Here is a 23,808-nt window from a genome sequence, read left to right as displayed (position 1 = left end):
CGGATGTATCGAACGACGAGCTCAGCACTCTGTGCAATCAGCGGAGCTCAATCCGACAAGGAGCCGACATGTCACTCACCCTCAGCAGGCCGCCCGAGGCCGGGGCGAACCACCTTTCCGCCCCGCACGGCGACACCACTCGTCGACCGCACCGGGACCGGGCGATCGACCTCATCCGGTTCGGCTGCCTCGTCGTCGTGGTGATCCTGCATTCGATGATGAGTTCAGCCGTGCTCGGAGCAGACGGTGACGTTGTTCCCACGGTGGCGCTGCTGCACACCACCGGCTTCACAATCGCCTCGTGGTTCTTCCAGATCATGCCGTTGTTCTTCTTCATCGGCGGATACGCCGCCATCAACGGTTGGCGACGCACTCAAGCCACCGGTGGCACCTGGGCCGACTATATTCATGCCCGCCTGCGCCGCCTCGTCATTCCGGTCGCAGTGCTCATCGGCGTTGCCGGTGTCGGACTGTCCCTGGCCTCTGAATTGGGGGTGCCCGCCGGCCTGCTCGCCGAGGCGAGCACTCGCATCGGGCAACCGCTGTGGTTCCTCGCCGTCTACGTCGGGCTGACATCGCTGGTTCCCCTGGCGGTGCACTTCCACGAAAGGGCGCCGAGGCGGACGATCGCAGCGCTTGCCGGCGCGGTGGTCGCTGTGGACGGCTTGGTCGCATTCACGGGAGTGACCGGACTGGGCTATCTCAACTTCCTGTTCGTATGGCCGCTGATCCAGCAGTGCGGCTTCTTCTACGCCGACGCCATTCATCGTCCCGTGCGGGCCTGGTCTGCTTGGACCGTGATGGTGCTGTCCCTGGTGAGCCTCGGGGTGCTTGTCGGTCTTGGGGTCTACAGCCCGAACATGCTCATCAACCTCAACCCGCCCACCGGTGCCTTGGTGCTGCTCGGTGTTGCGCAGATGTGCATCCTGCGGCTGAGCCATGCGCGTCTGAACGAAATCGTGTCCGGTGGTTCGGATCGGACTGCGGTCGGATACGAGTACCGTGCCCGCATCTGGGAGCGTGTCATCTCCTGGGGCAACACCTACGGCATCCAGGTCTACCTGTGGCACATGCCGATCGTCATCACCCTTATCGGAGCTCTGGGCTACGCAGCTCAGCTGCTGTCCGGGGTGCCGGCAGGAGATGGGCTGTCGGCAGCCGGGATCGTACTCCCTGAGATCGAATCGAATTGGTGGTGGCTGACCAGGCTGTCATGGCTGATCACGGTGATGGGACTGGCCGCGCTTTTGGCAATGGCCATGTCGAAGATCCCGTTCCCCGGTGAGGATAGGTTGGCCAAGTTCGGGCGCGCAGCGGCGAGGGGTGTGCGGGCGAGCTTCTCGACTTTCGAGGCTCGAGTGGGTCAGCGTCTGTCGAGTCCTGTGTCTCGGGCCCTCACGGCGGTCACTCTGGCCATGGGCGGCATCGCGATCGCACTCCTCGTGGGAATCGCTCCACTGATCTGGACGCTCGTCTCCGTTTCGGCGCTCCTGATTTCACTGGTGCTGGCCGCCACCATGAAGGCGCCGGGGTCCGAGAGGGCTGCAGCGACGGAGATGCCGGCGGCGGATCGTGGCAAAGCGATTGTCAGTTTCGGCTGAGGAGCGATCGGGGCCGCCGCCCCGCTCGCCTCATTCCACTGACTGCGCCAGCTGCTCGGTGACGGTGCCCCAGCCGTCGAAGAAGCCGAGCTCCTCGTGACGGGCACGCTGCTCGGGGCTGCCATGGCGGACGACGGCCTGATAGTCAGTGCCGTCGGGGTGGTCGCCCAAGATGATCTCGGTGGTCATGGAGACAGGGTCGGGAGAGACAGGGTGCCACGTACTGTTGACCGCGTTGGTGAACACCAGACGGCTGTTGTCCTCAACGAGGAGGAAGACGGCGTCCACGTGCGGAGTGAAGGTCTCCCCGTCCTCGCTCATCATGGTGGAGAAGGCCCCACCCGGGCGGAGTTCAAGGGCGTCGACGCGAAGAGTCAGCGGCGCTGGTATCCACCATTGCGCCAGTTTGTCAGGATCCGTCCAAGCAGACCAGATGGATTCCTTTGGCGCTCGGATCACTCTCTGGATTGTGAGGTCGAGAGCGGAGTCGAAATGTCGGGTGCGAGCGAGATTTGCGGTGATGATTCTTCCCTACTGTGATTGCTGCCGTTGGTGTCAGCGGCAGCGCTGTGTGCGATCTCGTCGTCTGTGGCGGTGACGAACCGCTCGAGGCGATCCGTGCTGGCCTCCCAGATGAGTCTCTGCTCGGCCAGCCAATCATTGAGCAGTGTCAGTCGATCGCGGTTGAGTACGCAGGTGCGCACCCGGCCTGTCTTCTGAGTTCGGATCAGCCCACACGACTCCAAGGTGCGCACATGCTTCATGAACGACGGGAGTGAGATCGGCAGGGGCTCTGCCAGTTCTCCGACACTCGCCGATCCGTGGCCCAAACGGTGGACCACTGCACGTCGTGTGGGATCGGCAAGAGCGGTGAACATCGCATCAAGCTGATCCGAATACTTAGCCATGAGGCTAAGTATTACATGACTCGGAGCGAAAAGACCCACGGATCGAGAAATTTCCTGCTCAGACTCTTTCGTGACGGAAAGTGACGCCGGAAGACCGTCACATGACGGCTGGTGACATCCGAGGTCACAGACGACGGCAGCACTCGTGCCAGTACGTACACACTGGTGGAACTTCGGCAGCGAAGTCGAAGTGCCATCAGTGAAGGAAGGTCCCGCCATGAGTATCACCCAGAACGGAATCTCGACCCGCTCTGTGCATTCGGGGGCCAACCCCGAATCGCATACCGGTTCGGTTGTTGCCCCTATCTTCCAGACCTCGACCTTCATGATGGACACCCCGGGCCAGACCCGCGCCGGCTTCGACTACGCGCGCACCGGCACCCCGAACCGCAGCGACCTCGAAGACGTGCTGTGCGAACTGGAGAACGCCTCCTTCGCAGCGGCGGTGAACTCGGGGACTTCCGCCGAGGTCGCGGTCTTCTCGGCACTGCTGGGTCCCGGCGATGAGATCATCATCCCGCGCGACATCTACGGCGGCACGTACCGGCTGCTGAAGAATGAATACGAGCGCTGGGGCATCAGCATCCGCACCGTCGATCTCACCGACACCGAGGCGCTGGCGGCCGCGATCTCGGCCAAGACCGCGATCGTGTGGGTCGAGACTCCGAGCAATCCCGGGCTCGACATCGTCGACATCGCCGAGACTGCCAAGCTCGCCCACGCCGCAAACGCCATCCTGGCCGTCGACTCCACCTTCGCCACCCCGATTCTGCAGCGCCCCATCGAGCTCGGCGCCGATGTCGTCATCCACTCGACGACGAAGTTCATCAACGGCCACTCCGATGTCATCGGCGGTGCCGTTCTCGCCGGTGACGGTTCGACCTGTCCCCGTGCCGCCGAGGTTGTCGAACGTCTCGAGTCCTACCTCGCATCCGTCGGGTTGGGCATCGCCCCCTTCGATGCATGGCTGACTCGCCGCGGCATCAAAACCCTGCCGGTGCGGATGGCTAAGCACTGTGAGAACGCGCAGGCCGTGGCGCAGTGGTTGGAGAGCCGTCCTGAGATCGCTGAGGTGTATTACCCAGGTCTGCCATCTCACCCGGGTCATGAGGTCGCGAAGAAGCAGATGAGCGGCTTCGGGGGAGTGGTCTCATTCCGCACCGACACCGAGGCAAGAGCTCTGTCGCTGGTGAAGAGCACGAAGCTCATCACTCTGGCCGAATCGCTCGGTGGTGTTGAGTCACTGATTGACCATCCTGCGACCATGACCCACCTGGCCGTCGCAGACTGCGAACTCAGCGTCTCGCCGACATTCATCCGCCTGTCCCTGGGCATCGAAGACATCGCCGACATCCTCGCCGACCTCGACGCGGCGCTCGCTTCGACGGTGCAGACTCCGGACGGCGTGAGCTCCGACGCGGAGGCACTGGGTGCGGAGGTTCCAATTGCGGACCCCTCACCGTCAACTCTTCAACACCCTGTAGCAACGGTATGAATTGATACTCGCAGTGCCACGCGCAGTGCCAGCGGTGGTGCGTGGAGCTGTGGGTGGGATTCACCGCTGGCGGTGCGTGGTGGGACGGTGCAAATCGCAGGTGGCGGTGCGTGGCGCGTGTGTGCGTGGTCACGGGGCGTGGGGAAAACCCGACGCAGGCTAGGTGGTCAACGTGCTGTTGGCAGCTTGTCGACTCCCGTAGCGTTATTGCTATGAGTGAGAACACCCCCACGAACCCACGCGAATCGGAGCCGCAGAGCGCCGATTCCCTGGAGTCCCAGGCACCAGAAGAAACGCCAGAATCGGACAGGCCCATCGGCGCCGAGGCGATCGTCAACGCGCCCCCGACCGCAGAGACTCCCGCGGCTGCAAAGACCCCCGAGGCCGAGGAGTCTGCAGACCGCTCCGAGCCTTCGGGCAACGGCGCAGTCGACGAGTCCGCAGACACACCGTTGGCGACGGAGGCCGGACAGTTTCGGACGGCTCCTATGGATATGGAGGTTCCCTTCAGCCGCGGTGCCGCTCAGCAGTACGGGTCGGCTCAGCAGTACGGGTCGGCTCAACAGCACGGTTCGGCTCACGACCAGGAATCGCCGGCGACTAACCACCCAACGCAGCAGTACACACAGGCCTATCCCCAGACCCGCGTGATGAATGCGAACTTCCCGCAGGGGTTCTCGCAGCAAACACCCTCACAGCACCCCACTCAGGCGTACCCGTCCCAGGGCACCCACTCCTCTGGACCTGGCAATCTCCAGCAGCAGGGCGCTCTCCAGCAGCCCGGCTACCAGCCGCGCACCTACTCCGCCCAGCAGCAAAGCCCACAGCAGGGCCAACACCCCAATCAGCTCCCTGCGCCCGTGCCCGCTCCCAACGGCCAGATGCCGATGCAGCCGATGCAGCCACCTCGGCGGAAGAAGCCGAAGTCGGAGAACGTCACGTACGCACCTGCGACGGGGGCGATGCCGCTGACGCGTGAGGAAGGCACCGAGATTCCCGCCGACGGTCCGATCGAATGGCCGCAGAAGCGAGTCGGGATCGTCGGCGTCGCGAACCTCGTGCTCTCCGCCGTGATGGCTGTGGTCTGGGCCTGGATCCCGCTTGGCCTGCTGTTCACCGGCTTCGGCGGAATCTTCGCACTCGGCCTCGGTGTGCTCGCACTCGTCGCCTGGGTCGTCGTCCAACAGGGCGCGAACGTGTTCGAACGTTACCGGGCCGAACTGATCTATGGCGACCGGATCCCGGTCCCGAAGGTCGAACGCAGCACCCGAGAATCTGCCTTCGGCCGCTTCTTCCACAATCGATGGCTGCACGTGAAGTCGGGATCCTTCTGGCGCTCGACTGCCCACCACTACGTGAAGATGCTGCTCGGCGCGATCATCGTCGGCGGCACCATCGCCGGCATCTGCGGTGCAATCATCGGCATCTTCAGCGCCATCAATCCTGAGGGCATCACCGACTTCTTCTTCCGTGGAACCACCGGTGGGCTGGGGCGCACCGGCATCGCCATCGGCTCTCTCATCGTCCTCGCCAGCTCACTGGCGATCCTGTGGTTCGCCCCGTACCTCGACAGGGCACTCGACCGCAGCCTCCTGCCACCGGCACGCACCGCTGCCCTGCAGGCCGAGGTTACCGATCTCGACCGGGCCCGCATGGCCGGGATCGAAGCTGCGGGTGCGGAGCGACTGCGCATCGAACGCGACCTCCACGACGGAGCCCAGCCACGACTCGTCGCCCTGAGCATGACGCTGGGCATGGCGAAGTCGAAGATCGACAAAGATCCAGAGCGCGCCAAAGAGCTCGTCTCCGAAGCCCACGCCGAGGCGAAGGGCATCGTCAACGAACTCCGCCAACTGGCACGTGGAATCCACCCTGCTGTGCTCACAGACCGCGGCCTCGACGCGGCCGTCTCCGCATTGGCCGGACGCTCGACGATTCCCGTCGAGGTCGACGTTCGACTCGCCGGGCGCATCGATCGTGAGGCCGAAGCCGTGGCCTACTTCGTCGTCGCAGAGTGCCTGACGAACATCGCCAAGCACTCGGGTGCGACACATGCTCGGGTCTTCATCGCCCCCATCGAGGCGGGAGTCCAGATCGTCGTCACCGACAACGGTCAGGGCGGAGCGCGCATCGACCGTTCGGGCCGTCACACCGGGATCGCCGGTTTGGTCGATCGCGTCGAAGCCGCTCGTGGGACACTGAACCTGACCAGCCCTGCAGGTGGGCCAACTACTGTCGTTGTGGAGGTGCCATGCGCATCGTAATTGCCGAAGACTCTGCCATCTTGCGAGCCGGACTCGAGAGGCTTCTGGTTGATGCCGGGCATGAAGTGATCGCCGCCGTCCCCGATGCCAACGAGCTCCTCGCCACAGTCCACAACACGCCGCCGGACCTCGCCATCATCGACGTGCGCATGCCGCCGACGTTCACCGACGAGGGCATCCGCGCCGCAGTCCTCATCCGCAAGCAGAACCCCGACGTCAAGGTGCTCGTGTTCAGCCAGTACGTGGAGGAGCAGTACGCATCCGAACTCATCGCTGAGAACACCGGTGGCTTCGGATACCTGCTCAAAGACCGAGTCGCCGATGTCGAGGACTTCCTCGCAGCCGTCGACGAGGTCGCCTCCGGCGGCACTGTCTTAGACCCCGAAGTCGTCTCGCAGATCCTCGTGCGCACACGCAAGAAGGATGGGCTGTCCACGCTGAGCCCGCGCGAACTCGAAGTCCTCCAGCTCATGGCCGAAGGCAAATCCAACGCCGCGATCGCCCGCACCCTCTACCTCAGTGCGGGAGCAGTTGAGAAGCACATCAGTTCGGTCTTCACCAAGTTCGGCCTCACCGCCGACACCTCTGACAACCGACGCATCCTCGCCGTCCTCACATTCCTCGGAGCATAGAATGCCTGCCACAGTCCACGTCAGCGAATCCACCCGCGCGAGCATGCGAGTGATCATCACGATCGCCGCGCTCGTCGTCCTCCTCGTCCCGATCGCCTTCAGCGTCGCGCACGGAGCCTCTCGTCTGAACTACGCGAAGCTCGATGTCACGAAGCCGCTGTCGACCTCAGTCACGGATCTGAAGTTCCTCCTCGATACCACCGCATCAGTGACCGTCAAGACCACCGAGACCGATGAGCCGACCGTCCGGCTCACCGCTACCGGGCCCCGCGACGAAGCACCGACGCTGCAGGTGAGAGAGGCCGAGGACTCGTCGACGGTGTCCGTAGACGATCAGCGAAACCTCGAGAACGCCCAGATCGAAGTCACCCTTCCTGCGAAGACCTCGAAGGAGATGAAACTCGACTTCAACGGCGGCTACGGTGCCATCGACGTCGTGGGTGACTACCAGGAGATCGTCGCGAAGACAGACGGCGGCGCAGTCGATGTCAGCGGCTCGGCCGAGCGTCTGCAGACATCGACCGACTACGGAATGACTGACTTGAGCGGGACCTTCGACACCATCGAATCCAAGACCGGTGTGGGCACACTCAACGGTTCCAATCTCAACGTTCGCGATCACGTCGACGCCGTGACCTCGACGGGAACGATCGATCTCGATTTCACCAACGACATGGTGCCGATGTCCGGCATCGTTGCCAAGGCCGACGAAGGCACGATCGACATCCGCCTGCCGCGCTTGGACCTGGCCCAGGAGAGGATGGCCGCCGAGGCCGCCGCTTCCAAGGATGACGATGGCAGTGCCGCTGACGCCAAGGATCTGTTCTACCGCATCAACGCGAACTCGAATGAGGGGAGCGTGGATCTGGCCAAGGACGTCAAAAAGTACGACGCTGCACGGTCCTCGAAGGATGCCGAGGGCAAAACGATCATCCCCGTCTCGGCGAGCACCGACATGGGTACGATCACCATCGAGCAGAACTAGACTGGTCCATACGGTGCCCGTCGGCGCAACCGCCGGCGGGCACCGCCATTCGGTCAGCGTTCCGCTGACCCTGTGACTCGACAGTCGCCGATCCACCGAATCCAGGGGATGAGACATGCAGATCACCGTCTATGGAGCCACCGGCACATTCGGCCGCAGACTCGTGGCACACCTGCGTGAACGTGAGCACTCGGTGATCGCGGCCCACCGCGGAATCGGGGTCGACACCTTTGCGGGAGAAGGAGTCACCGAGGCGGCCGAAGGCAGCGATGTCCTCGTCGACTGCGTCAATCTCATGACGAACAACCGCCACAAAGCACTCGACTTCTTCTCCCGCAGCTCCCGGTCGATCGCCCTGGCCGCGGCAGAGAATCCGGGAGCAGCGATGGTGTGTCTGTCCATCGCCTTCAAGCCTGAGGTCGCGGCGTCCAAGCTGCTCGGCTACTACCAGGCCAAAGAACTGCAGGAACGGGTCTACCGCAGGCTGATCCCCGCCGACCAGCTCCTGATGTTCCGATCAGCCCAGTGGTTCGAACTTGTTGACACAATGACGTTCACCGCGGGTCCGGTGGCATTCGTGCCGAAGATGAGAGTGCAGGCCCTGGCCGCCGACGAGTCAGCTCGAATGATGGCCGAGGCCATCGATGCAGGAGAACGCGGAACCATCGAGGTCGCCGGCCCCGAGGTCAGCGACTTTCCGACGATCGCCGGCAGGATCGCGGCGGCCGACGCAGACTCGGCCGTGAGCGTCGGAGCAGGTCCGAGTGGCGGATCCCGTGCGAGGGGTATCCCGAAGATCGTCTCCGTTCCGATCCCAGGACCGATGTCCGGAAATGGCCTCATCCCCGATTCGCCGAGGCTCTCCGCCGTCACCGTCGCTGAATGGATCCGTTCCCGCTGAGGTGCAGGCATGACGTTGTAGTATCCAGTCGGGAGGAAATACATGGACTGGCTGGAATTCGGACTCGACGGCATCGATGCGGTGAGGATCGTCGTATCCTGCATTGCCTTCTACCTCGGCATCATTATTCTCGTCCGCGTATTCGGCCAACGGACCCTCGCGAGCCTCTCGAGTTTCGACCTTGCCGCCATCATCGCCTTGGGGGCGATCATCGGTCGTTCGATCCTTGGTGACACTCCGACTCTCATCGCCGGTCTCCTGGCCTTGGCCACCCTGCTGATCCTCCAGGCTCTGACCGGAAAGGCCCGGCGCTTCCACCGCATCGCAGGCATCGTCAACAGCCCCGCGATCGTCCTCATGGCCGGCAGTCAGCTGCTGATCGACAACCTCGCCAGAGCCCATGTCGACCCCGCCGAAGTGTATTCGAAGCTGCGCATGGCAGGCATCAGACAGCGCGCCGAGGTGGCCTGCGTGATCCTCGAGCCGACAGGTCAGATCAGTGTGACCAGGCGCGGCGCCCCGATCGATGAAGACCTGCTGCGCGGCGTCATCGGTGCGGAGAGAATCCCCCGCGAGAGCTGAGCCCCGCCGCCACACGGAGACTGAGATCTCTGCCCCTCAGCCATCGATTCTAAGGACGCGCTCAACCATCGAGCCCGAGTACCCGCGCTCCGTTGCGCCACAGCACCGAGCGCATCCATTCGTCGCCGAGGTCGAGTCCGGCCAGCCCCGAGATCTGATCCGCATAGGGGTAGGGAATGTTCGGGAAGTCCGAGCCGAGGATGATCTTGTCCTGCAGACCGGCCAAGCGTTCACGGTAAGCCGGGTCCACCTCGGCGGGGGAGGAGAAGAATCCTGACACGTACATCGTCGTGTCCAGGTGGACTCCGCTGTAATCCTCGGCGAGGCTGGCGAAGGCATCGTATTCGGGCATGCCCATGTGGGCGACGACGAACTTCAGGGACGGGTAGCGTTCGAGCACATTCGCCACGGCCTGCGGGCCGGTGTGGGCACCCGGCAGAGGTTCGGAGCCGGCGTGGATGACGATGGGCACCTGCGCCTCGGCGAGTGCCGCCCACGCCCGATCGAGCACCCGGTCATCGGGGGAGAAGCCACCCACCTGGATATGGACCTTGAACAGTCGGGCACCTGCTGCCAGAGCCTCGGGGACATAGTCGGCGGACTCCGGTTCGGCGTAGAGAGTCGCGCAGTGGATGACATCGTCATGGGCGGCGGCGAACTCGCGGTTCCACTCGTTGAGCCAGGCGGCCATGCCGGGTTTGTGCGGGTAGGTCAGTGCCGGGATGGCACGGACGCCCAGGTCACGGACGATGTTCAGGCGGGTTTCGGTGTCATAGCGGTAGTGGATCGGCCACGGATAGCCATAGCTGGCTTCGGCGGCGTCGAAGTAGGCCCATACTTTGTCGAGGACGTTCTGCGGCAGGAAGTGGATGTGGATATCGGCGAGGCCCGGGATGCCCAGCGCCTCGAGGTAGGCCGGGACGTCGGCATCGGTGCGTGGAGGTTCCGCCGCGGTCGCCTTGCTGTGATGAGTCGCGTCCTTGCGATCGGGAAGTGTGAAGTCGTCCATGCCCACCACCTTAGGCGGTGGACGCTGAGCGGGCCGAAACGGCGGGCAGCGGCTTGGCAGTATCGGTGCCTGCGAAGCGGACTCGTGTACGTCCAGCCCTCACTCATGACTCGAACTTAGACTGCCTGTATGGAGTTCACCGATCCGTACGAGATCGACGTCCCGCCGGGCACACGTCACGTAGGTGACGGACCCTTCTGGATGCCCGGCGACACCGTGACCTGGTCGTTTCGACGCTTCGACTTCGACCGTGACCACGCCGAGGTGCGTCGGCCGATGCACGTCATCGAGGACGGTCCCACCGGTGCAGTGCTGTGGATGGCAGGAGGCACCGAAACGGTCGATACGAGAATCGTCGGGTGGGAGGATTCCAATCCCCACGATGTTCCGCTCAAGGAACGTTTCCGCCCGTCCGCCGAGGCGCCCCGACGGATCAAGGCGCCCGGCAGCTGGCGTGGGCTCGGGGTGCTCAAGATCGTCCCGCCGCGAGTCCCGTTCTCCGTGTGGGTTCTGCTCAAACCCGGGGGAGCAGGGTCTGCTGCGGGTGACGCTGCTGCCGGTGGTTCTGCGGGGGTCCGCGCGGATTGGTACGTCAACCTCGAGGCCACCCACCGCCGCACGGGTGACACCCTGTTTACGAGCGATCACATTCTCGACATCACTTTCCCCGTCGCCAGCATGCCCCTGCACACGACATCCGGGCGTGCGATTCTCAACCCGAACGGAGCGGTGTTCAAGGACGTAGACGAACTCGCCGCCGCGGCGAACTACGGAGCCTGGCCACGTGAATGGTCGAACATCATTCGACGCAATGGATCGGAACTGCTCGACCACCTCGGCGAGTTCACCTGGGCATTTGACCCGAAGTGGGAGAAAAAGGCGCGAGAACTGGCGGCAGAATCAGCAGTCTCGAAATCTTCGCAGAATCAGGAACATCAGCGGATCCGAAGTGGTTGCTACAACAAGGACTGGATCTAGGCTCTGCCGCTTCGGCCGCCAACGATTCAGCCCCACAGACATCCCGCGACCGTGCGCAGACAGCGCGCGGCGTCGATGAAAGGAAGCATCTCGATGACGACAAACCACAGGATTCGCCTGAATTCTCGTCCAGTCGGAGAGCCGAAGGCGGAGAACTACCTCCTCGACGAGGTCGACCTGGGTTCGCCGCAGGACGGTGAGGTTCTGCTCCGCACTCTGTATCTCTCACTCGATCCCTACATGCGCGGTCGGATGTCAGATGCGAAATCCTATGCGAAGCCGGTCGAGGTCGGCGACGTCATGGTCGGTGCCACGGTCTCCGAGGTCGTCGAGTCGAACTCGTCCGACTTCTCCACCGGCGACACCGTCCTCGGCTACGGCGGCTGGCAGGAGTACTCCATCGAGAAGGCCGCACACCTGCGCCGTCTCGATCCCGAAGTCGCCCCGGTCAGCACCGCTCTCGGCGTGCTGGGCATGCCGGGCTTCACCGCATACTCAGGACTCCTGGAGATCGGGCGCCCACAGGAAGGCGAGACCGTGGCCGTTGCTGCCGCCACTGGCCCCGTCGGCTCCGTCGTCGGTCAGATCGCGAAGATCAAGGGCGCGAAGGCTGTCGGCATCGCCGGTGGACCCGAGAAGGTCGCCCACCTGAACGAGCTCGGCTTCGACGTCGCGCTCGACCACCGGACCGGCAACCTCAAGAACGAACTCAAAGAATCAGTGCCGCAGGGCATCGACGTCTACTTCGAGAACGTCGGCGGAGACGTGTTCAAGGCCGTGCTGCCACGTCTGAACACCTACGCTCGCGTGCCCGTCTGCGGTCTCGTCGCCAACTACAACCTGACCGAGCTGCCCGAGGGCCCCGACCGTTCGGGTGCGCTCATGGGCAACATCCTCACGAGGTCACTCAACGTCCGCGGCTTCATCCAGAATGAGTTCGTCGAGAAGCACCACGAGAACTTCCTGTCCGACATGAGCGGCTGGGTCAAGGAAGGAAAGGTCCGCTACCGCGAGGACATTCGCCCGGGCCTGGACAAGACACCCGAGTACTTCAACGACCTGCTCGCAGGCCGCAACTTCGGCAAGATGGTCGTGGCAGTCGACGCCGAGAGCTGAGGTAAGCTCCCTGCGTCGCAGCCTCCCAGCGGCGCTGTAGCCGCGCTGGCGGCGCAGAAATCACAAACGGTCGGTAAGTCCTGGTCGAATTTCGTATTATTTTCGACTAGGACTTACCGACTGTTTCAGTTTCAGGCCATCTTTCACGCCCGAATGTCAGTTACAGGCCGTCATTTATCCCCGAATGTCGCCGTTGGCTCAACCGGACATGACTGTGCGGCCAATTCGGGCCGCCGACAACCGGCACACAGCAGTGCGTTCTGCGAACCGCCTCCGACGACGCGGACCGTGTCGGCCGTTACCCCGGCCAACGCCTCGGCGGCATCGATGGTGCGGGCATGGGCCTCGGCCACGGATTCGGGTGGACGGTTGATCGACTACTCCGGGGTGGGCCAACCGTACTCGGCGAGTGACAAAGGGATGTTCAGGCGTCGTGCTGTCGAATCAATGCCGGAGGAGGAGCTCCTGGCTGACTCCCACGCTCACGCGAATGCCGCGAACACCTCGGCGGGGTCGAGTCCCAGGCTCAGCGCCAGGGTGAGGACGATGCGGGCCTTGCGGGCATCGAGGATTCCGGCGGGGATGAGCCCGGACTCGAGCAGCCCGATCTCACCGCCCGGATAGCCGTAGGTGTTCCTCAGGCTCGCACCCGAGCCCGGCCGCGATGCCAGGACGATGGGCATCGCCTCGCCGAGGCGGGCCACCGCTGGCAGCAGATGCTCGGGGACGTGGCCGCCGCCGACCCCGGAGATGACGGCACCGGCGAAACCGGACTCGATGAGCTGGGTCAGTGTCTCTTCGGGTTCGCCCATCCCCACCTCGGCGAGGGCGACCTTCGCAAGCGTCTCCGGGCGGGAAAGGCCCGCGAATGGGGACGCGTCCTCAGCCGTCGGCCTGTGGGGGAGGCGAACGGTGTCTTCGCTGATCCACCCGATCGCGCCGAGGACTGGGCCGGAGGAAAACGCCGCAGTCGAGGTCACGTGGGACTTGCGGACGAAACGCGGATCATGGATCTCGTCGTTGAAGACCAGGGTTGAGGGCAGTTCACTGCTCAGAGAGGAAAGCGCGGTCAGAGCGGCGGCGCGCACGTTCGCAGGGCCGTCGGCGCCGGGCAGTGTCGGATTGCGCATGGCCCCGGTGGCCGCGATGTGAGTGGCCGAGTCATTGAGCAGCCAGAGGGCGAAGGCGCTCTCCTCGAGAGTGTCGGTACCCTGCGTGAGAACGATGCCGTCGGCCTCGGTGGTGCGCGCGAGTTCGCGGACGTCGAAGAGCATGTCGAGGGTGACATTGGCGCTCGAGACCTGCGACACCTGTGTGAAGTCGGCCTGCAGGTCCGGCCAGATCTGGTCGAGGCCGGCGGCCGCGGCGATCTCCGCTCCGCTCAGGGCCGGGGCGACACCTCCGGATTGGTTCGAGGTCGAGGCGATGGTGCCGCCGAGGGCAGCGACGAGGAGATGAGGAGCGTTCTCTGACATGGGCACGAGTCTATCGGGCAGTTTCGGTGCTCAGCCCCTGATGCCGACGTTCTGTGTCATGGCTCTTTGCTAGTCTCCAAACATGGATCCCGACACCGTGCTCACGCTCGCTCATGACCAGGCGATCCAGTACCCGTCTGTGGAGATCGAGCACCCGTTCGGGCCCGAGTACAACGTGTACAAGGTGCGCGGGAAGATGTTCCTGATGGCCTTCGATCTGCGCGGTGTGCCCAGCCTCAATCTCAAGATCGATCCGCTGGACGGGGAGGTGCTCTGTGATGCCTATGAGGAGATCACTCCCGGATATCACATGAGCAAGAAGCACTGGATCACTGTGGCGGGAGCAGGCGCGGCCGAAGACGGATCCGGGAACATCCTTGATCCCGACCTTCTGCACGATCTCGTGCTCGAGTCCTACTGTCTCGTCGTTGCGAAGCTGCCGAAGAAGGACCGACCCGTCGACCCGAAGACCTTCGGCGGAAGGGACGAGACATGAGTCGGTAGACGCTCCACCCGTTAGGAAGCTTCGACGAGTGCTGGTTCCGCACGCTGCTCGGCGGCAATGGCATCGGCCTCTTTGCTCTGCTGAGCTCGTTTCCGTCGGTTGCCGGTGACCCAGGCACCGAGAGTGACAGAAGCCCAGCCGATGACCATGCCGGCGATGTCATCGAGGATGTAGTGCCAGCCGAAGTAGAGCGTGGCGATCACTGTGGCGCCGAAGAATATCCACGTCACTGTCTGCCACAGCGGCTTCTGCTTGGTTCGCATCATGAATAGGGCCGCTGCGAACGTCACGGAGACGTGCAGAGAGGCGAACGCGGCCACACCCTGGATCTGCCCGCTGCCGACCGGGTCGACAAGGACGTCGAGCCGAGTTTCGATGAGTGACTGCTGCAGCTCGGTGACCCCGGTGTCGGCCAAGCCGCGGTAGAGCTCGGGTCGGGCAAATGCAGGCCCAAGAGCGGGCAGGATGTAGTAGCTGACCGTGCCCAGCACCCAATTGAGACACAGCGTCGTGGCATACCAGGCGCCGATCGCGAGGTTGCGACTGAGAATGAGCACAGCGCCGAGGCTGATGGGAATGAGCGGAAGATAGGCGAGATAGACGACGGAGAGCACTTCTGCCATGAACCCGGTGCCGAACAGATTGTGCAGGAACACAGCGGGATTGATGCCCCCGCTGAACCACAGATCGGTATGCGAAAGCTCGTGATCGTAGATGACTCCTTCGCGGTAGGTCGGAAGGTCACTCTTGAGGTTTCTGTAGCTGAGATAGCAGATGTAGAAACTCATCATGCCCGCGGTGATGCACAGGACCCGACGGAGGCTCCATTCGTTTCTCACGACTTCGCGCATCCCGTTGGACAGATGCTTCCAGCCGCTCGTTCGCACGGCGTCCACGACGATGCCCACGCCGAAGAACAGCAGAGCCAGCAACGGCATCCGGATATAGGCGGGTCCGAGGAAGCCGTCCGGGTCCCTGAGCGGCCGCCCGAGGTAGATCGAAGAAGCAAGGGCGACCAATGCGACAGCTATGGAGAGCAGCATGGCAAAGGTGTAGGGCCATCGTCGTATCCGAGTCATCGGCACACGATATAACGATTCGATATCGGAATGGCGAATCCAGTGGCGAGTGTCACGAGCTGAACAAAACATGAATATCGGGCCAATAATCGACTGTCTGCAAGCCGCCCGAAAACGACCTGTGCGCCGCCCGAAGATGAGCGGTGCGCCGTATGAGAGGCATGCAAGCTGCGTTCCCGTGGTCCGCGCACCCGAACTGCACCTGAAATTGGCAACGGACCCCACCGGCGCAGACAATAGGGGACATGTCCGCCCTCAGCTCCGCACTCGCCTACCGGCGACTGCTCGATACGAATGCCACTCTGCGCATGCTGCGGGCAGACCATCTCCCGGTCATGGCGGCGACGCTGGGAACACACCTGGGTAAGCCCGGCACCCGAATCTCCACCGAAGACCTGCACGAGTCCATCGACTCCGATCTCGAGGAGCTGCGCGACCACTTCGATCTGTCCACGCGGACAGCGAAGGCCTACTGTGACGATTGGCGCCGGGCGGAGATCCTCGTGCGCCGCCCGGCCACCTCGGCGAGGGGCGAGACCTACGAACTCTCCGCGGCGGGATTCGACGCCATCCGCATGCTCGAACAGTTGCGCACCCCGCCGCAGACCGCGACCGAATCACGGCTGGTCAGCCTCGCCCAATCGGTGCGGCAGCTGGCCATCGACACTGACCCGGACAGCTCCCGCCGACTGGAATCCCTGCGAGCAGAACGCGACCGCATCGATGCCGAGATCGCCCGCGTCCGTCGCGGTGACCCCCGTTCGATCGTCCTTGACCGACGCCGGGCGAATGAGCGAGTCAGCGATATCCTCCAACAGGCGCAGGGCCTGCCCGCCGACTTCGCTCGCGTTCGGGCCCGCTTCGAAGAACTCAACCAGGAACTGCGGATCTCGATCCTTGCCGCCGAGGACTCCCAGTCCCAGGTACTGAACGAGGTCTTCCGCGGCGTCGACCTCATCGAATCCTCCGACGAGGGCAGAACGTTCTCCGCCTTCTCCCAACTCGTCCGCGATCCCGAACAGGCCTCGGCCTTCGACGAGGACATCGCAGCGATCCTCGATCGTGACTTCTCGGCCACGCTGACAGCCGAGACCCGCCGGTCACTTCGCACTCTGATGCGGCAGATGAAGGACGGCTCGCGCGAAGTCTCCGACATCCTGTCCGAGTTCGCCCGCGGTCTGCGCCGCTACGTCCACTCCCACGAATTCCAACGCGACCGCGTCATGCGCACCCTGATCCAGGATGCCCTGGCCGCGGCGGCCCCGGTCTCACAGGTGCGCAGACCCTACGACAACCTCGGCGTGGATCTCGAGCTCTCAAGCGTGGCATTGGGCAGCGTCGGTGAGGTCGTCCTCCACGATCCCACCGAATTCGATGCCGGTGCCGAACTGGGCGAGGCGACCGAGACCGAGGTCGACTTCGCCGAACTCATCGCCGTCGCCCGGGAATCGGAGATCGACTTCTCCGAACTCTCCGACAACGTCAATCAGGCCATCCACGGAGCCCAGCAGATCTCCGTCGCCGAGGTGCTCGACCAGTTCCCAGCCTCACAGGGCCTGGCGAGCGTCGTCGGTCTCTTGTCCCTGGCCAGCACCTACGGACATGTCGATTCCGAAGCCCGGGATCGACTCGAATGGGCCGGGGTCGACGGGATTCGACGCAGCGCCACGATCCGCCGCCATTACTTCACCGAAGGCATCACACTATGAACGATTCCGCAGACACACCTACCGAGGCCGAGGAGTCCGCGCACAACTCGAGTGGGCTGTGGTTCCAGGACACCGGGACCTTGGGTGAGCGCACTCGCCGGGTTCTGCTCGAACTGCTCAAGGGTCCCTATGTCTCCGGCGCACAGAGCCCGCAGCTGTGGTCGGCGCTGGTCGCCGACGAGTCCATTGTGCGCTCACGGCTGCACGACCTGTTCTTGGATCTCGTCATCGACAAGATCGACGAATTCGCCTTCACTCGCAAGGTCGTCACCGAGGAGATCGATGTGCCCGCGGCTGTGCGCAGCGAACGGCTGACCTTCCTCGATACCGCCATGCTTCTCGTCCTACGGCAGCTCCTGCTGGCCGCCCCCGGCGAGCAGCGCGTGATCGTCGATCGCGAGGAGGTCTACGAACGCCTCGCGATCTATCGCACAGGCGACGAATCGACGTTCCAGCGCAATCTCAACGGTGCATGGAGTCGCATGAGCAACCGCCTGCGCGTCCTCCACAAGGCAGGTGAGGAGCGTTTCGAAATCTCACCGATGGTGAAGTTCCTCATCGACGAGGACCAGGTGCACGAGCTCATCGACGTCTACGAGCGCATCGCTTCTGGAGAGGCCAAGGGCTCCATCGCCGAGGCGGGACTCAGTTCCGATGACACCGACGACACCGACGATCGCGATTCCGACGACACCGAGGAGGACGAAGCATGACCGAGGCCCTCTTCCCACTCGATGCCGCACTCATCGCGGACCAGGCCCGTGCCCGTGGAGCCGACCGTCCCGATGTCGGCAGCCAGTGGCGGCTGTCGGAGATCCAGATCGCGAACTGGGGCACCTTCGACGCTGACATCCACCGCATCCCCGTCTCCCACAAGGGCCACCTCATCACCGGGCCCTCAGGCTCAGGCAAGTCCTCGCTGCTCGACGGCATCGCCGCCGTACTCACCCCCGACAAGTGGCTGCGGTTCAACGTCGCGGCCCAAACTGCGGGCAGCCGGGTCGATCAGCGCAGTCTCGTCAGCTATGTCCGCGGCGCGTGGACCCGCACCGCGGACTCCGATGAGGACCGTGTCGTCAGCAAGTACCTGCGGCCACGCGCCACGTGGAGCGGCATTATCCTCCGCTATGACAATGGCACCGACCGTCCGCTGTCTCTGGCCAGGCTCTTCTTCATCAAGGGCTCGGGCACGAAGATGACCGACCTGTCCGACGTCTGCATCCTCGAACGGGCCGGCCTCGACCTCGCCGACCTGCAGCAGTACGCCCGCACCGGCCTTGAGACGAGGAAGCTCAAGACCGAGCATCCCGAAGCCCTCATCACCTCGAACGGGTCCCACGCCAGGTTCTACGCCCGGATGCGCAAGGTCTTCGGCATGGCCAGCGAATCGGCGCTGCAGCTGCTGCACAAGACCCAATCGGCCAAGAGCCTCGACAGTCTCGACCGCCTCTTCCGCGACCACATGCTCGAACCACCGGTCACCTTCGACCTGGCAGAGACCGCGGTCAACCAGTTCGGGGACCTCAAAGACGCCCACGACCACGTCGTCGAACTCCGCCGCCAACGCGACCACCTCCTGCAGCTGCGCGAGGCCTCGAACCGTTACGACTCCGCCCATGAGTCAGCGGCGAAGTCGATCGCCCTCAACGATGCCCTGCTGCCGTTCCAGAAACGACGCGAACTCGACCTCATGCGTTCAGACCTCTCAGCCCAGCGGCGGGAACTCGTCGAAATCGAGGTCGCCGCCGACCGGGCCAAGAAGGACTACGACGCTGCCGTCGACGAATACGACCTCGCCCGCCGAGCCACCCTTGACCTCGGCGGTTCGGAGGCCGAGCACCTGCAGCAGCGCATTGACACGGCCGAGACCGAACGCCGGGCCATTGCCGACCGTTGGGCCAGTCTTGAGCGACAGCTGAAGCAGGCAGACATCGATCAGGTGCCCACCTCGGCGGCGGAATTCGCCGAACTCCAGGCCCAGATCGCCGCCACCCTCGATAACGAGACACAGGCCGCGGGTCCCAGCCATGCCGACCACGACCGCTTCTCGAAAGCCCGGGCACGAGTCAGAGACCTCGAAGCCGAGATCGACTCCCTGCGTCGTTCCGGCTCGACCGTGCCGGGCAACCTGCTCCAGATCCGACAGGAACTGGCCGAAGGCACCGGACTGAGCGAGAAGGCCCTGCCCTTCGCCGCCGAACTCATCGAAGTCGACCCCGACCACGCCGCCTGGACTGGGGCGGTCGAACGCGTGCTGCGCCCGTTGGCGCTCACGGTCCTCGTGCGCAGCGAGAACCTTGGTGCGGTCCGGTCTTGGGTCGACTCCCACCGGATCAAGGGACGACTCGTCTTCGAAGAGATCCCCGCCCAAGCTCCGAAGCCCAGACCCGTCAACAGTGCGAAGTCCCTGGTCAACAAGGTCACTGTGGCCGAAACCGGATTCGGGGACTGGGTGCATTCCACCCTGTCCGAACGCTACGACTTCGCCTGCGTCGACAGCCCAGACGAGCTCGATGACCATCCTCGGGCCGTCACCATCAAGGGACAGGTCAAGACTTCCCGGACACGCTATGAGAAGGATGACCGGCGTCGCATCGACGATCGCAGCCAGTGGGTGCTCGGTGACCGGGAGAGCAAACTCGAAGCTCTCATCGCCGCACTGAAAGAAGCCCAAGCGGAACTGGCCGAGGCTCAGGCCATCGTCGACGCCGCAAATGCAGAGACCGCACAGGCCCACCGCCGGAAGGGCATCCTCGCCGGAATCCGTGAACAGTCCTGGCGCGATGTGGACCTGGCCGGAGCCAAGGAGACGATCGCGGCCCTGGAGAAGGCGCTGCGCGAACTCGAGGACGCAGACGGCGACCTGCAGCAGGCGATCGGCGCCGAACGCGAAGCCCGCGCGGCGAAGGAGACTGCCGAGACTGCGACCCGCGACAGCGACTACGCCCTGCGCCGAGCGAACGAAGAGATCACCGGTCTGCGGGCCGGCCTCAGCCGACTCGAGGACGACGTCAATGCCGGACGCATCCCCGAAGTGGATCCGACGATCGCCGAACAGCTCGAGGCCCGGTTCACACGTATCCAGCGAAGCATCAAACGCGAAGCTCTGCCCGAGATCGGTCAGCAGGTCTCCCAGGCTCTGCAGTCGGAGAAGGACAAGGCACAGGCCATGGCGAGCGAGGCCGGTCAGGCCGTGACCAGACTGGCAGCTGAATTCAAGGCCGCGTGGTCCTCGGTCGCCTCGGACCTCACCGCCGATGTCGCCGATCGACACGACTACCTGGCGATGCTCGATGAAATCCTGGCCCACGGCCTGCCCGACCACGAGAACAGGTTCCGGGACCTGCTGCGACAGCGTTCCCGCGACCTCATCGGCGAACTCCTCAACGAGATCCACGCCGCCCCACATGAGATCGAGGACCGGGTCGCACCGATCAACTCCTCCCTCCTGCGCTCCCAGTTCGACGAGGGTCGCTACCTGCGGCTGAAAGTCAAGACCCGTCGCAGCCAGACCGTCAACGCCTTCATCTCCGACCTCCGCAAGGTCGCCGGCGGCACCTGGGGCGATGAGGACATGGAGACCGCGGAGGATAAGTACGACACTCTCGCCGAGGTGATGCGCCGGTTCGCCTCAAGCGAGCACGTCGACAAGGTGTGGAAGAACCAGTGCCTCGACACGCGTCTGCACGTGTCCTTCTTGGCCGAGGAGATCGACGACCACGGTCGCGCCCATGCCACCTACGATTCGGGTGCGGCGATGTCCGGTGGTCAGCAGCAGAAGCTCGTGATCTTCTGCCTCGCAGCGGCACTGCGCTACCAGCTGGCTGATCCCGACGAGGCGATCTCGAAGTACGGCACGATCATCCTCGATGAGGCCTTCGACAAGGCCGACACGAGGTATACGCGCATGGCGCTCGACATCTTCATCGAGTTCGGTTTCCACATGGTCTTGGCCACTCCTCAAAAACTTCTGCAGACCATCGAACCCTATGTTGGTGCGGCGACCTCGATCGAGAACCCGAGCCGCCAGAAGACCCTGGCCTCGACCATGGTCTGGGCCGAGGAGAGCGCTGATGAGAGCTGATCCGGGGAGGCGTCGATGACGATGCTCTCCGTCGCCGAGGCGCGGGCGAAGGCCCGTACCCGCCTGAACAAGTCGATGTCGACCTGGGCCACCCAGCCCGGCCCTGTGGTCCTCGAGATCGCCCTGCACCCGCCGACGGAGAAGCAAGTGCTCGACGATCAGCGAGCAGCGATGGAATGGGCCGCTAGCTGGCGGACGATTGCCGCTCCTGCTCCCGCTTCTGCTCTCGCTCCGGATACCGACACCGCGATGCCGAAAATCTCCGACAATCCGGTCATCGACTGGACCGAACGCTCCTGGGCACGGGTCGGTCGGCAACAGGTCCCGCTGCGATTGCGGCTTGGAACTCCGGAGACTGTGGCGAACTTCGTCGGCGGTGAGGAGGCACGACAGTGGCGTCGGCTGCGGGACCGGACCGCGACGATCAGATCACGGTTCTGCGATAAGCGCCCGGCCACCTCGGCGAATGTCGAGCATGTCGCGGCGAGCGTGGATCCTCTCGCCTCGGCGATCAAAGCACACGCGAAACGGATCCTCGGGTTGGGCCCGGCCGAGTTCACCACTCTGCTCGACGTCGTCGAATGGCTGCGCGATCACCCCGTGGGGACCCTGCGGCCACGCCAGCTGCCTATCCGCGGGGTCGACTCGAAATGGTTTGAGACACACAGGTCCCTGGTCACAGCATTGCTGGAGGCAACTGGGCGATCCGAAGCCGTCGACGTCCTTGATGCCGAACCCCGGATTCGGATGCGCATCCTCGACCCGGAACTCATACCGTCGGGGCTGAGCGACATTACCGCGCCAGTGACCCAACTGAGCCAGCTGGCAATTGCGCCACGGCTCGTATTCGTGTTCGAGAATCTCGAATCTGTGCTCGCGATGCCCGATTGGGACGATGCTGTGGCTGTCCACGGCTCGGGTTACGCGGTGGACAATGTTGCCCGCCTGGCCTGGACGCACAGGGCGCGAGTCATCTACTGGGGTGACCTCGACTCGCACGGCTTCGCAATTCTCTCGCGGCTGCGCAAGCACCTGCCGCACGTGGACTCGACGCTCATGGACGAAGCCACCCTCATCGACCACAGAGACCTGTGGGTGCAGGAGCCGAAACCCCACACAGGAGTGTTCCCGGAACTGACTGGGACCGAATCGCGGGCACTCGCCCGACTGCGCGCCGAGGGCGATGTGCGACTCGAACAGGAACGCATTCCGTGGGCCACCGCGCTCGCCGCACTGACAGCGAAAGCCACCTCGGCGGGGGAGTCTGCACCGATGACAGGGGAACAGGGGTGACCGACCGGCCACGCGGAGGTCTGGCCGCACTGTGCATCGCTGAGCTGTGCAGCTGGGGTCTGCTCTACTACTCCCTTCCGGTGGCGGTGACTCCGATCGCGGCCGACATGGGGTGGAGCCACACCACTGTGACCGCGGCACTGACCGTCGGGCTCATCGTCTCCGCGCTCGCCGGCGTCCGCGTCGGTAAGTTGCTCGACGCCCACGGGCCCAGGACGCTCATGAGCATAGGCACCCTCATCGGCATTGTGGCGCTGCTGCTCGTGGCGGTGGCACCGAACCTCGTCGTCTTCTTCGCAGCGTGGGTGTTGGCAGGATTTGCCCAGGCCGCCACCCTCTATCCGCCGGCCTTTGCTGTCGTCACCCGCTGGTACGGGGCCGAGCGAACCAAGCCGCTGACAACGATCACTCTCGTCGGCGGTCTCGCCTCAACGGTGTTCGCCCCGATCATCGCCTGGCTCATCGACGCCTGGGGTTGGCGACCGACGTATGTCATCCTTGCCGGCATCCTGGCCGTGACGGCTCTGCCGATGCACTGGTTCTTCCTCAACCGTGGCTGGACCGATGAGATGTCGCAGAATTCGACGGTGCCATCACGCGCGCAGCTCCGCAGCATAACGCGGTCCCCGAAGTTCGTCATCCTCCAGATCGCCGTCGCGCTGGCGACCTTCACTCTCTTCGCAGTCACGATCAACATCATCCCACTCATCATCGAGCGTGGAGCCGGATACTCGCTCGCCGCGATCGCCCTGGGACTCGTCGGCTTCGGGCAGGTAGCCGGACGATTCTTCTACCCGACGTTTCAGAGGCGCACGAGCTCACGGGCGCGAACCGTGCTGCTGCTCGGCGCCGGAGCGATCGGGCTGTGGCTGCTCGCCTTCGTGCCCGGACCCATCTGGCTGCTCATCGGCATAGCGATGATTACCGGTGGTGTCCGCGGGTGCATCACCCTGCTGCAGGCAACTGCCGTGGCCGACCGGTGGGGGACTGCGAACTTCGGTGCGATCAACGGAGTCTTCGTCGCTCCCATCACCGCCGGCACTGCGCTGGCACCGGTGGCGGGACCGGCGCTAGCCGGAGTCGTCGGCGGTTATCCGATGATGGCGATCGTCATGGCCGCGTTGCTGACTGGGGCGGCGGTGCTGTCAGCCAAAACATGATTCGGACCAAGGTGTAAGAGCCGGCGACTCGG

20 protein-coding genes are annotated in these 23,808 nt (G+C 64.1%); 15 read left to right on the top strand and 5 right to left on the bottom strand.

The features are described from left to right. Positions 1-68 precede the first annotated feature (68 nt). Positions 69-1,601, top strand: a complete 1,533-nt coding sequence (locus CXR25_RS16950) for an acyltransferase family protein (protein WP_069601008.1) — start codon at positions 69-71, stop codon at positions 1,599-1,601. 30 nt (positions 1,602-1,631) lie between these two features. Here CXR25_RS16950 and CXR25_RS16945 read toward each other — a convergent pair whose 3' ends face one another. Next, positions 1,632-2,060: an SRPBCC domain-containing protein gene (locus tag CXR25_RS16945; RefSeq protein WP_236850529.1), complete on the bottom strand. Its 429-nt coding sequence runs from the start codon at positions 2,058-2,060 to the stop codon at positions 1,632-1,634. Then, positions 2,057-2,509 carry an ArsR/SmtB family transcription factor gene (locus tag CXR25_RS16940; RefSeq protein WP_164513996.1) on the bottom strand — a complete coding sequence of 151 codons (453 nt, stop codon included), beginning with the start codon at positions 2,507-2,509 and terminating at the stop codon, positions 2,057-2,059. The genes CXR25_RS16945 and CXR25_RS16940 overlap by 4 nt, the downstream gene beginning before the upstream one ends. Positions 2,510-2,726: 217 nt before the next feature. Here CXR25_RS16940 and CXR25_RS16935 point away from each other — a divergent pair, with 217 nt between their 5' ends. The 6 genes from CXR25_RS16935 to CXR25_RS16910 all read left to right on the top strand — a co-directional run bounded on the left by CXR25_RS16935 (position 2,727) and on the right by CXR25_RS16910 (position 9,368). Then, the gene (locus CXR25_RS16935; RefSeq protein ID WP_069601006.1) at positions 2,727-4,004 is read left to right on the top strand and encodes a trans-sulfuration enzyme family protein; all 1,278 of its coding nucleotides are present in this window, start codon (positions 2,727-2,729) and stop codon (positions 4,002-4,004) included. A 212-nt stretch (positions 4,005-4,216) separates the two neighbouring features. After that, on the top strand, positions 4,217-6,268 hold the full coding sequence (locus CXR25_RS16930) for a sensor histidine kinase (protein WP_083248867.1): 2,052 nt from the start codon (positions 4,217-4,219) through the stop codon (positions 6,266-6,268). Continuing rightward, positions 6,256-6,900: a response regulator transcription factor gene (locus tag CXR25_RS16925; protein WP_009881760.1), complete on the top strand. Its 645-nt coding sequence runs from the start codon at positions 6,256-6,258 to the stop codon at positions 6,898-6,900. Before CXR25_RS16930 ends, CXR25_RS16925 begins: the two co-directional genes overlap by 13 nt. 1 nt (position 6,901) lies before the next feature. Then, a complete protein-coding gene (locus CXR25_RS16920; protein ID WP_069601005.1) occupies positions 6,902-7,885 on the top strand; it encodes a hypothetical protein in 984 nt (327 codons plus the stop codon). Between the two features lie 115 nt (positions 7,886-8,000). Next, positions 8,001-8,786, top strand: coding sequence for an SDR family oxidoreductase (locus tag CXR25_RS16915; RefSeq protein ID WP_009881758.1), 786 nt, complete (start codon positions 8,001-8,003; stop codon positions 8,784-8,786). 42 nt (positions 8,787-8,828) lie between these two features. Beyond that, the gene (locus CXR25_RS16910; protein WP_009881756.1) at positions 8,829-9,368 is read left to right on the top strand and encodes a YetF domain-containing protein; all 540 of its coding nucleotides are present in this window, start codon (positions 8,829-8,831) and stop codon (positions 9,366-9,368) included. A 61-nt stretch (positions 9,369-9,429) separates the two neighbouring features. Here CXR25_RS16910 and CXR25_RS16905 read toward each other — a convergent pair whose 3' ends face one another. Next, positions 9,430-10,377: an amidohydrolase family protein gene (locus CXR25_RS16905; protein WP_009881755.1), complete on the bottom strand. Its 948-nt coding sequence runs from the start codon at positions 10,375-10,377 to the stop codon at positions 9,430-9,432. A 129-nt stretch (positions 10,378-10,506) separates the two neighbouring features. On the opposite strand from CXR25_RS16905, the gene CXR25_RS16900 reads away from it, so the two are divergent. Then, positions 10,507-11,355, top strand: a complete 849-nt coding sequence (locus tag CXR25_RS16900) for a DUF402 domain-containing protein (RefSeq protein ID WP_069601003.1) — start codon at positions 10,507-10,509, stop codon at positions 11,353-11,355. A gap of 93 nt (positions 11,356-11,448) precedes the next feature. Beyond that, positions 11,449-12,471, top strand: coding sequence for an NADP-dependent oxidoreductase (locus CXR25_RS16895; RefSeq protein ID WP_069601002.1), 1,023 nt, complete (start codon positions 11,449-11,451; stop codon positions 12,469-12,471). A 482-nt stretch (positions 12,472-12,953) separates the two neighbouring features. Here the strand turns inward: CXR25_RS16895 and CXR25_RS16890 are convergent, their stop codons facing one another. Further along, positions 12,954-13,946, bottom strand: coding sequence for an asparaginase (locus tag CXR25_RS16890; RefSeq protein WP_069601001.1), 993 nt, complete (start codon positions 13,944-13,946; stop codon positions 12,954-12,956). Between the two features lie 82 nt (positions 13,947-14,028). On the opposite strand from CXR25_RS16890, the gene CXR25_RS16885 reads away from it, so the two are divergent. Beyond that, positions 14,029-14,442, top strand: a complete 414-nt coding sequence (locus CXR25_RS16885) for an MmcQ/YjbR family DNA-binding protein (protein ID WP_069601000.1) — start codon at positions 14,029-14,031, stop codon at positions 14,440-14,442. A gap of 20 nt (positions 14,443-14,462) precedes the next feature. Here the strand turns inward: CXR25_RS16885 and CXR25_RS16880 are convergent, their stop codons facing one another. Further along, on the bottom strand, positions 14,463-15,494 hold the full coding sequence (locus tag CXR25_RS16880; RefSeq protein ID WP_069600999.1) for a phosphatase PAP2 family protein: 1,032 nt from the start codon (positions 15,492-15,494) through the stop codon (positions 14,463-14,465). A 281-nt stretch (positions 15,495-15,775) separates the two neighbouring features. On the opposite strand from CXR25_RS16880, the gene CXR25_RS16875 reads away from it, so the two are divergent. The 5 genes from CXR25_RS16875 to CXR25_RS16855 are packed head-to-tail and all read left to right on the top strand — an operon-like array spanning position 15,776 to position 23,776. Further along, positions 15,776-17,239, top strand: coding sequence for a DUF3375 domain-containing protein (locus tag CXR25_RS16875; protein WP_069600998.1), 1,464 nt, complete (start codon positions 15,776-15,778; stop codon positions 17,237-17,239). Continuing rightward, entirely contained in the window at positions 17,236-17,952 is a 717-nt protein-coding gene (locus CXR25_RS16870; protein WP_009881748.1) for a DUF4194 domain-containing protein, read from the top strand. The genes CXR25_RS16875 and CXR25_RS16870 overlap by 4 nt, the downstream gene beginning before the upstream one ends. Continuing rightward, on the top strand, positions 17,949-21,323 hold the full coding sequence (locus CXR25_RS16865) for an ATP-binding protein (RefSeq protein ID WP_096163014.1): 3,375 nt from the start codon (positions 17,949-17,951) through the stop codon (positions 21,321-21,323). The genes CXR25_RS16870 and CXR25_RS16865 overlap by 4 nt, the downstream gene beginning before the upstream one ends. Positions 21,324-21,338: 15 nt before the next feature. Further along, positions 21,339-22,616 (top strand): Wadjet anti-phage system protein JetD domain-containing protein, encoded by a 1,278-nt coding sequence (locus tag CXR25_RS16860; protein WP_125240800.1) that lies wholly within the window; start codon positions 21,339-21,341, stop codon positions 22,614-22,616. Further along, the gene (locus CXR25_RS16855) at positions 22,613-23,776 is read left to right on the top strand and encodes an MFS transporter (protein WP_125240930.1); all 1,164 of its coding nucleotides are present in this window, start codon (positions 22,613-22,615) and stop codon (positions 23,774-23,776) included. Before CXR25_RS16860 ends, CXR25_RS16855 begins: the two co-directional genes overlap by 4 nt. The last annotated feature ends 32 nt before the right edge of the window (positions 23,777-23,808 follow it).

Origin of the sequence: Brevibacterium aurantiacum (assembly GCF_003932995.1) — a bacterium.
GTDB classification, from domain to species: Bacteria; Actinomycetota; Actinomycetes; order Actinomycetales; family Brevibacteriaceae; genus Brevibacterium; species Brevibacterium aurantiacum.
Note: the sequence above shows the minus strand (reverse complement) of the source record. Positions and strands in the feature narration are given on the sequence as shown.

Bases quoted from the DNA above. Each gene is read 5' to 3' on its own strand.
- CXR25_RS16950 (WP_069601008.1), top strand. From the start codon at position 69: ATGTCACTCACCCTCAGCAGGCCGCCCGAGGCCGGGGCGAACCACCTT.
- CXR25_RS16940 (WP_164513996.1), bottom strand. From the start codon at position 2,509: ATGGCTAAGTATTCGGATCAGCTTGATGCGATGTTCACCGCTCTTGCC.
- CXR25_RS16935 (WP_069601006.1), top strand. From the start codon at position 2,727: ATGAGTATCACCCAGAACGGAATCTCGACCCGCTCTGTGCATTCGGGG.
- CXR25_RS16930 (WP_083248867.1), top strand. From the start codon at position 4,217: ATGAGTGAGAACACCCCCACGAACCCACGCGAATCGGAGCCGCAGAGC.
- CXR25_RS16925 (WP_009881760.1), top strand. From the start codon at position 6,256: ATGCGCATCGTAATTGCCGAAGACTCTGCCATCTTGCGAGCCGGACTC.
- CXR25_RS16920 (WP_069601005.1), top strand. From the start codon at position 6,902: ATGCCTGCCACAGTCCACGTCAGCGAATCCACCCGCGCGAGCATGCGA.
- CXR25_RS16915 (WP_009881758.1), top strand. From the start codon at position 8,001: ATGCAGATCACCGTCTATGGAGCCACCGGCACATTCGGCCGCAGACTC.
- CXR25_RS16910 (WP_009881756.1), top strand. From the start codon at position 8,829: ATGGACTGGCTGGAATTCGGACTCGACGGCATCGATGCGGTGAGGATC.
- CXR25_RS16905 (WP_009881755.1), bottom strand. From the start codon at position 10,377: ATGGACGACTTCACACTTCCCGATCGCAAGGACGCGACTCATCACAGC.
- CXR25_RS16900 (WP_069601003.1), top strand. From the start codon at position 10,507: ATGGAGTTCACCGATCCGTACGAGATCGACGTCCCGCCGGGCACACGT.
- CXR25_RS16895 (WP_069601002.1), top strand. From the start codon at position 11,449: ATGACGACAAACCACAGGATTCGCCTGAATTCTCGTCCAGTCGGAGAG.
- CXR25_RS16890 (WP_069601001.1), bottom strand. From the start codon at position 13,946: ATGTCAGAGAACGCTCCTCATCTCCTCGTCGCTGCCCTCGGCGGCACC.
- CXR25_RS16885 (WP_069601000.1), top strand. From the start codon at position 14,029: ATGGATCCCGACACCGTGCTCACGCTCGCTCATGACCAGGCGATCCAG.
- CXR25_RS16880 (WP_069600999.1), bottom strand. From the start codon at position 15,494: ATGCTGCTCTCCATAGCTGTCGCATTGGTCGCCCTTGCTTCTTCGATC.
- CXR25_RS16875 (WP_069600998.1), top strand. From the start codon at position 15,776: ATGTCCGCCCTCAGCTCCGCACTCGCCTACCGGCGACTGCTCGATACG.
- CXR25_RS16870 (WP_009881748.1), top strand. From the start codon at position 17,236: ATGAACGATTCCGCAGACACACCTACCGAGGCCGAGGAGTCCGCGCAC.
- CXR25_RS16865 (WP_096163014.1), top strand. From the start codon at position 17,949: ATGACCGAGGCCCTCTTCCCACTCGATGCCGCACTCATCGCGGACCAG.
- CXR25_RS16860 (WP_125240800.1), top strand. From the start codon at position 21,339: ATGACGATGCTCTCCGTCGCCGAGGCGCGGGCGAAGGCCCGTACCCGC.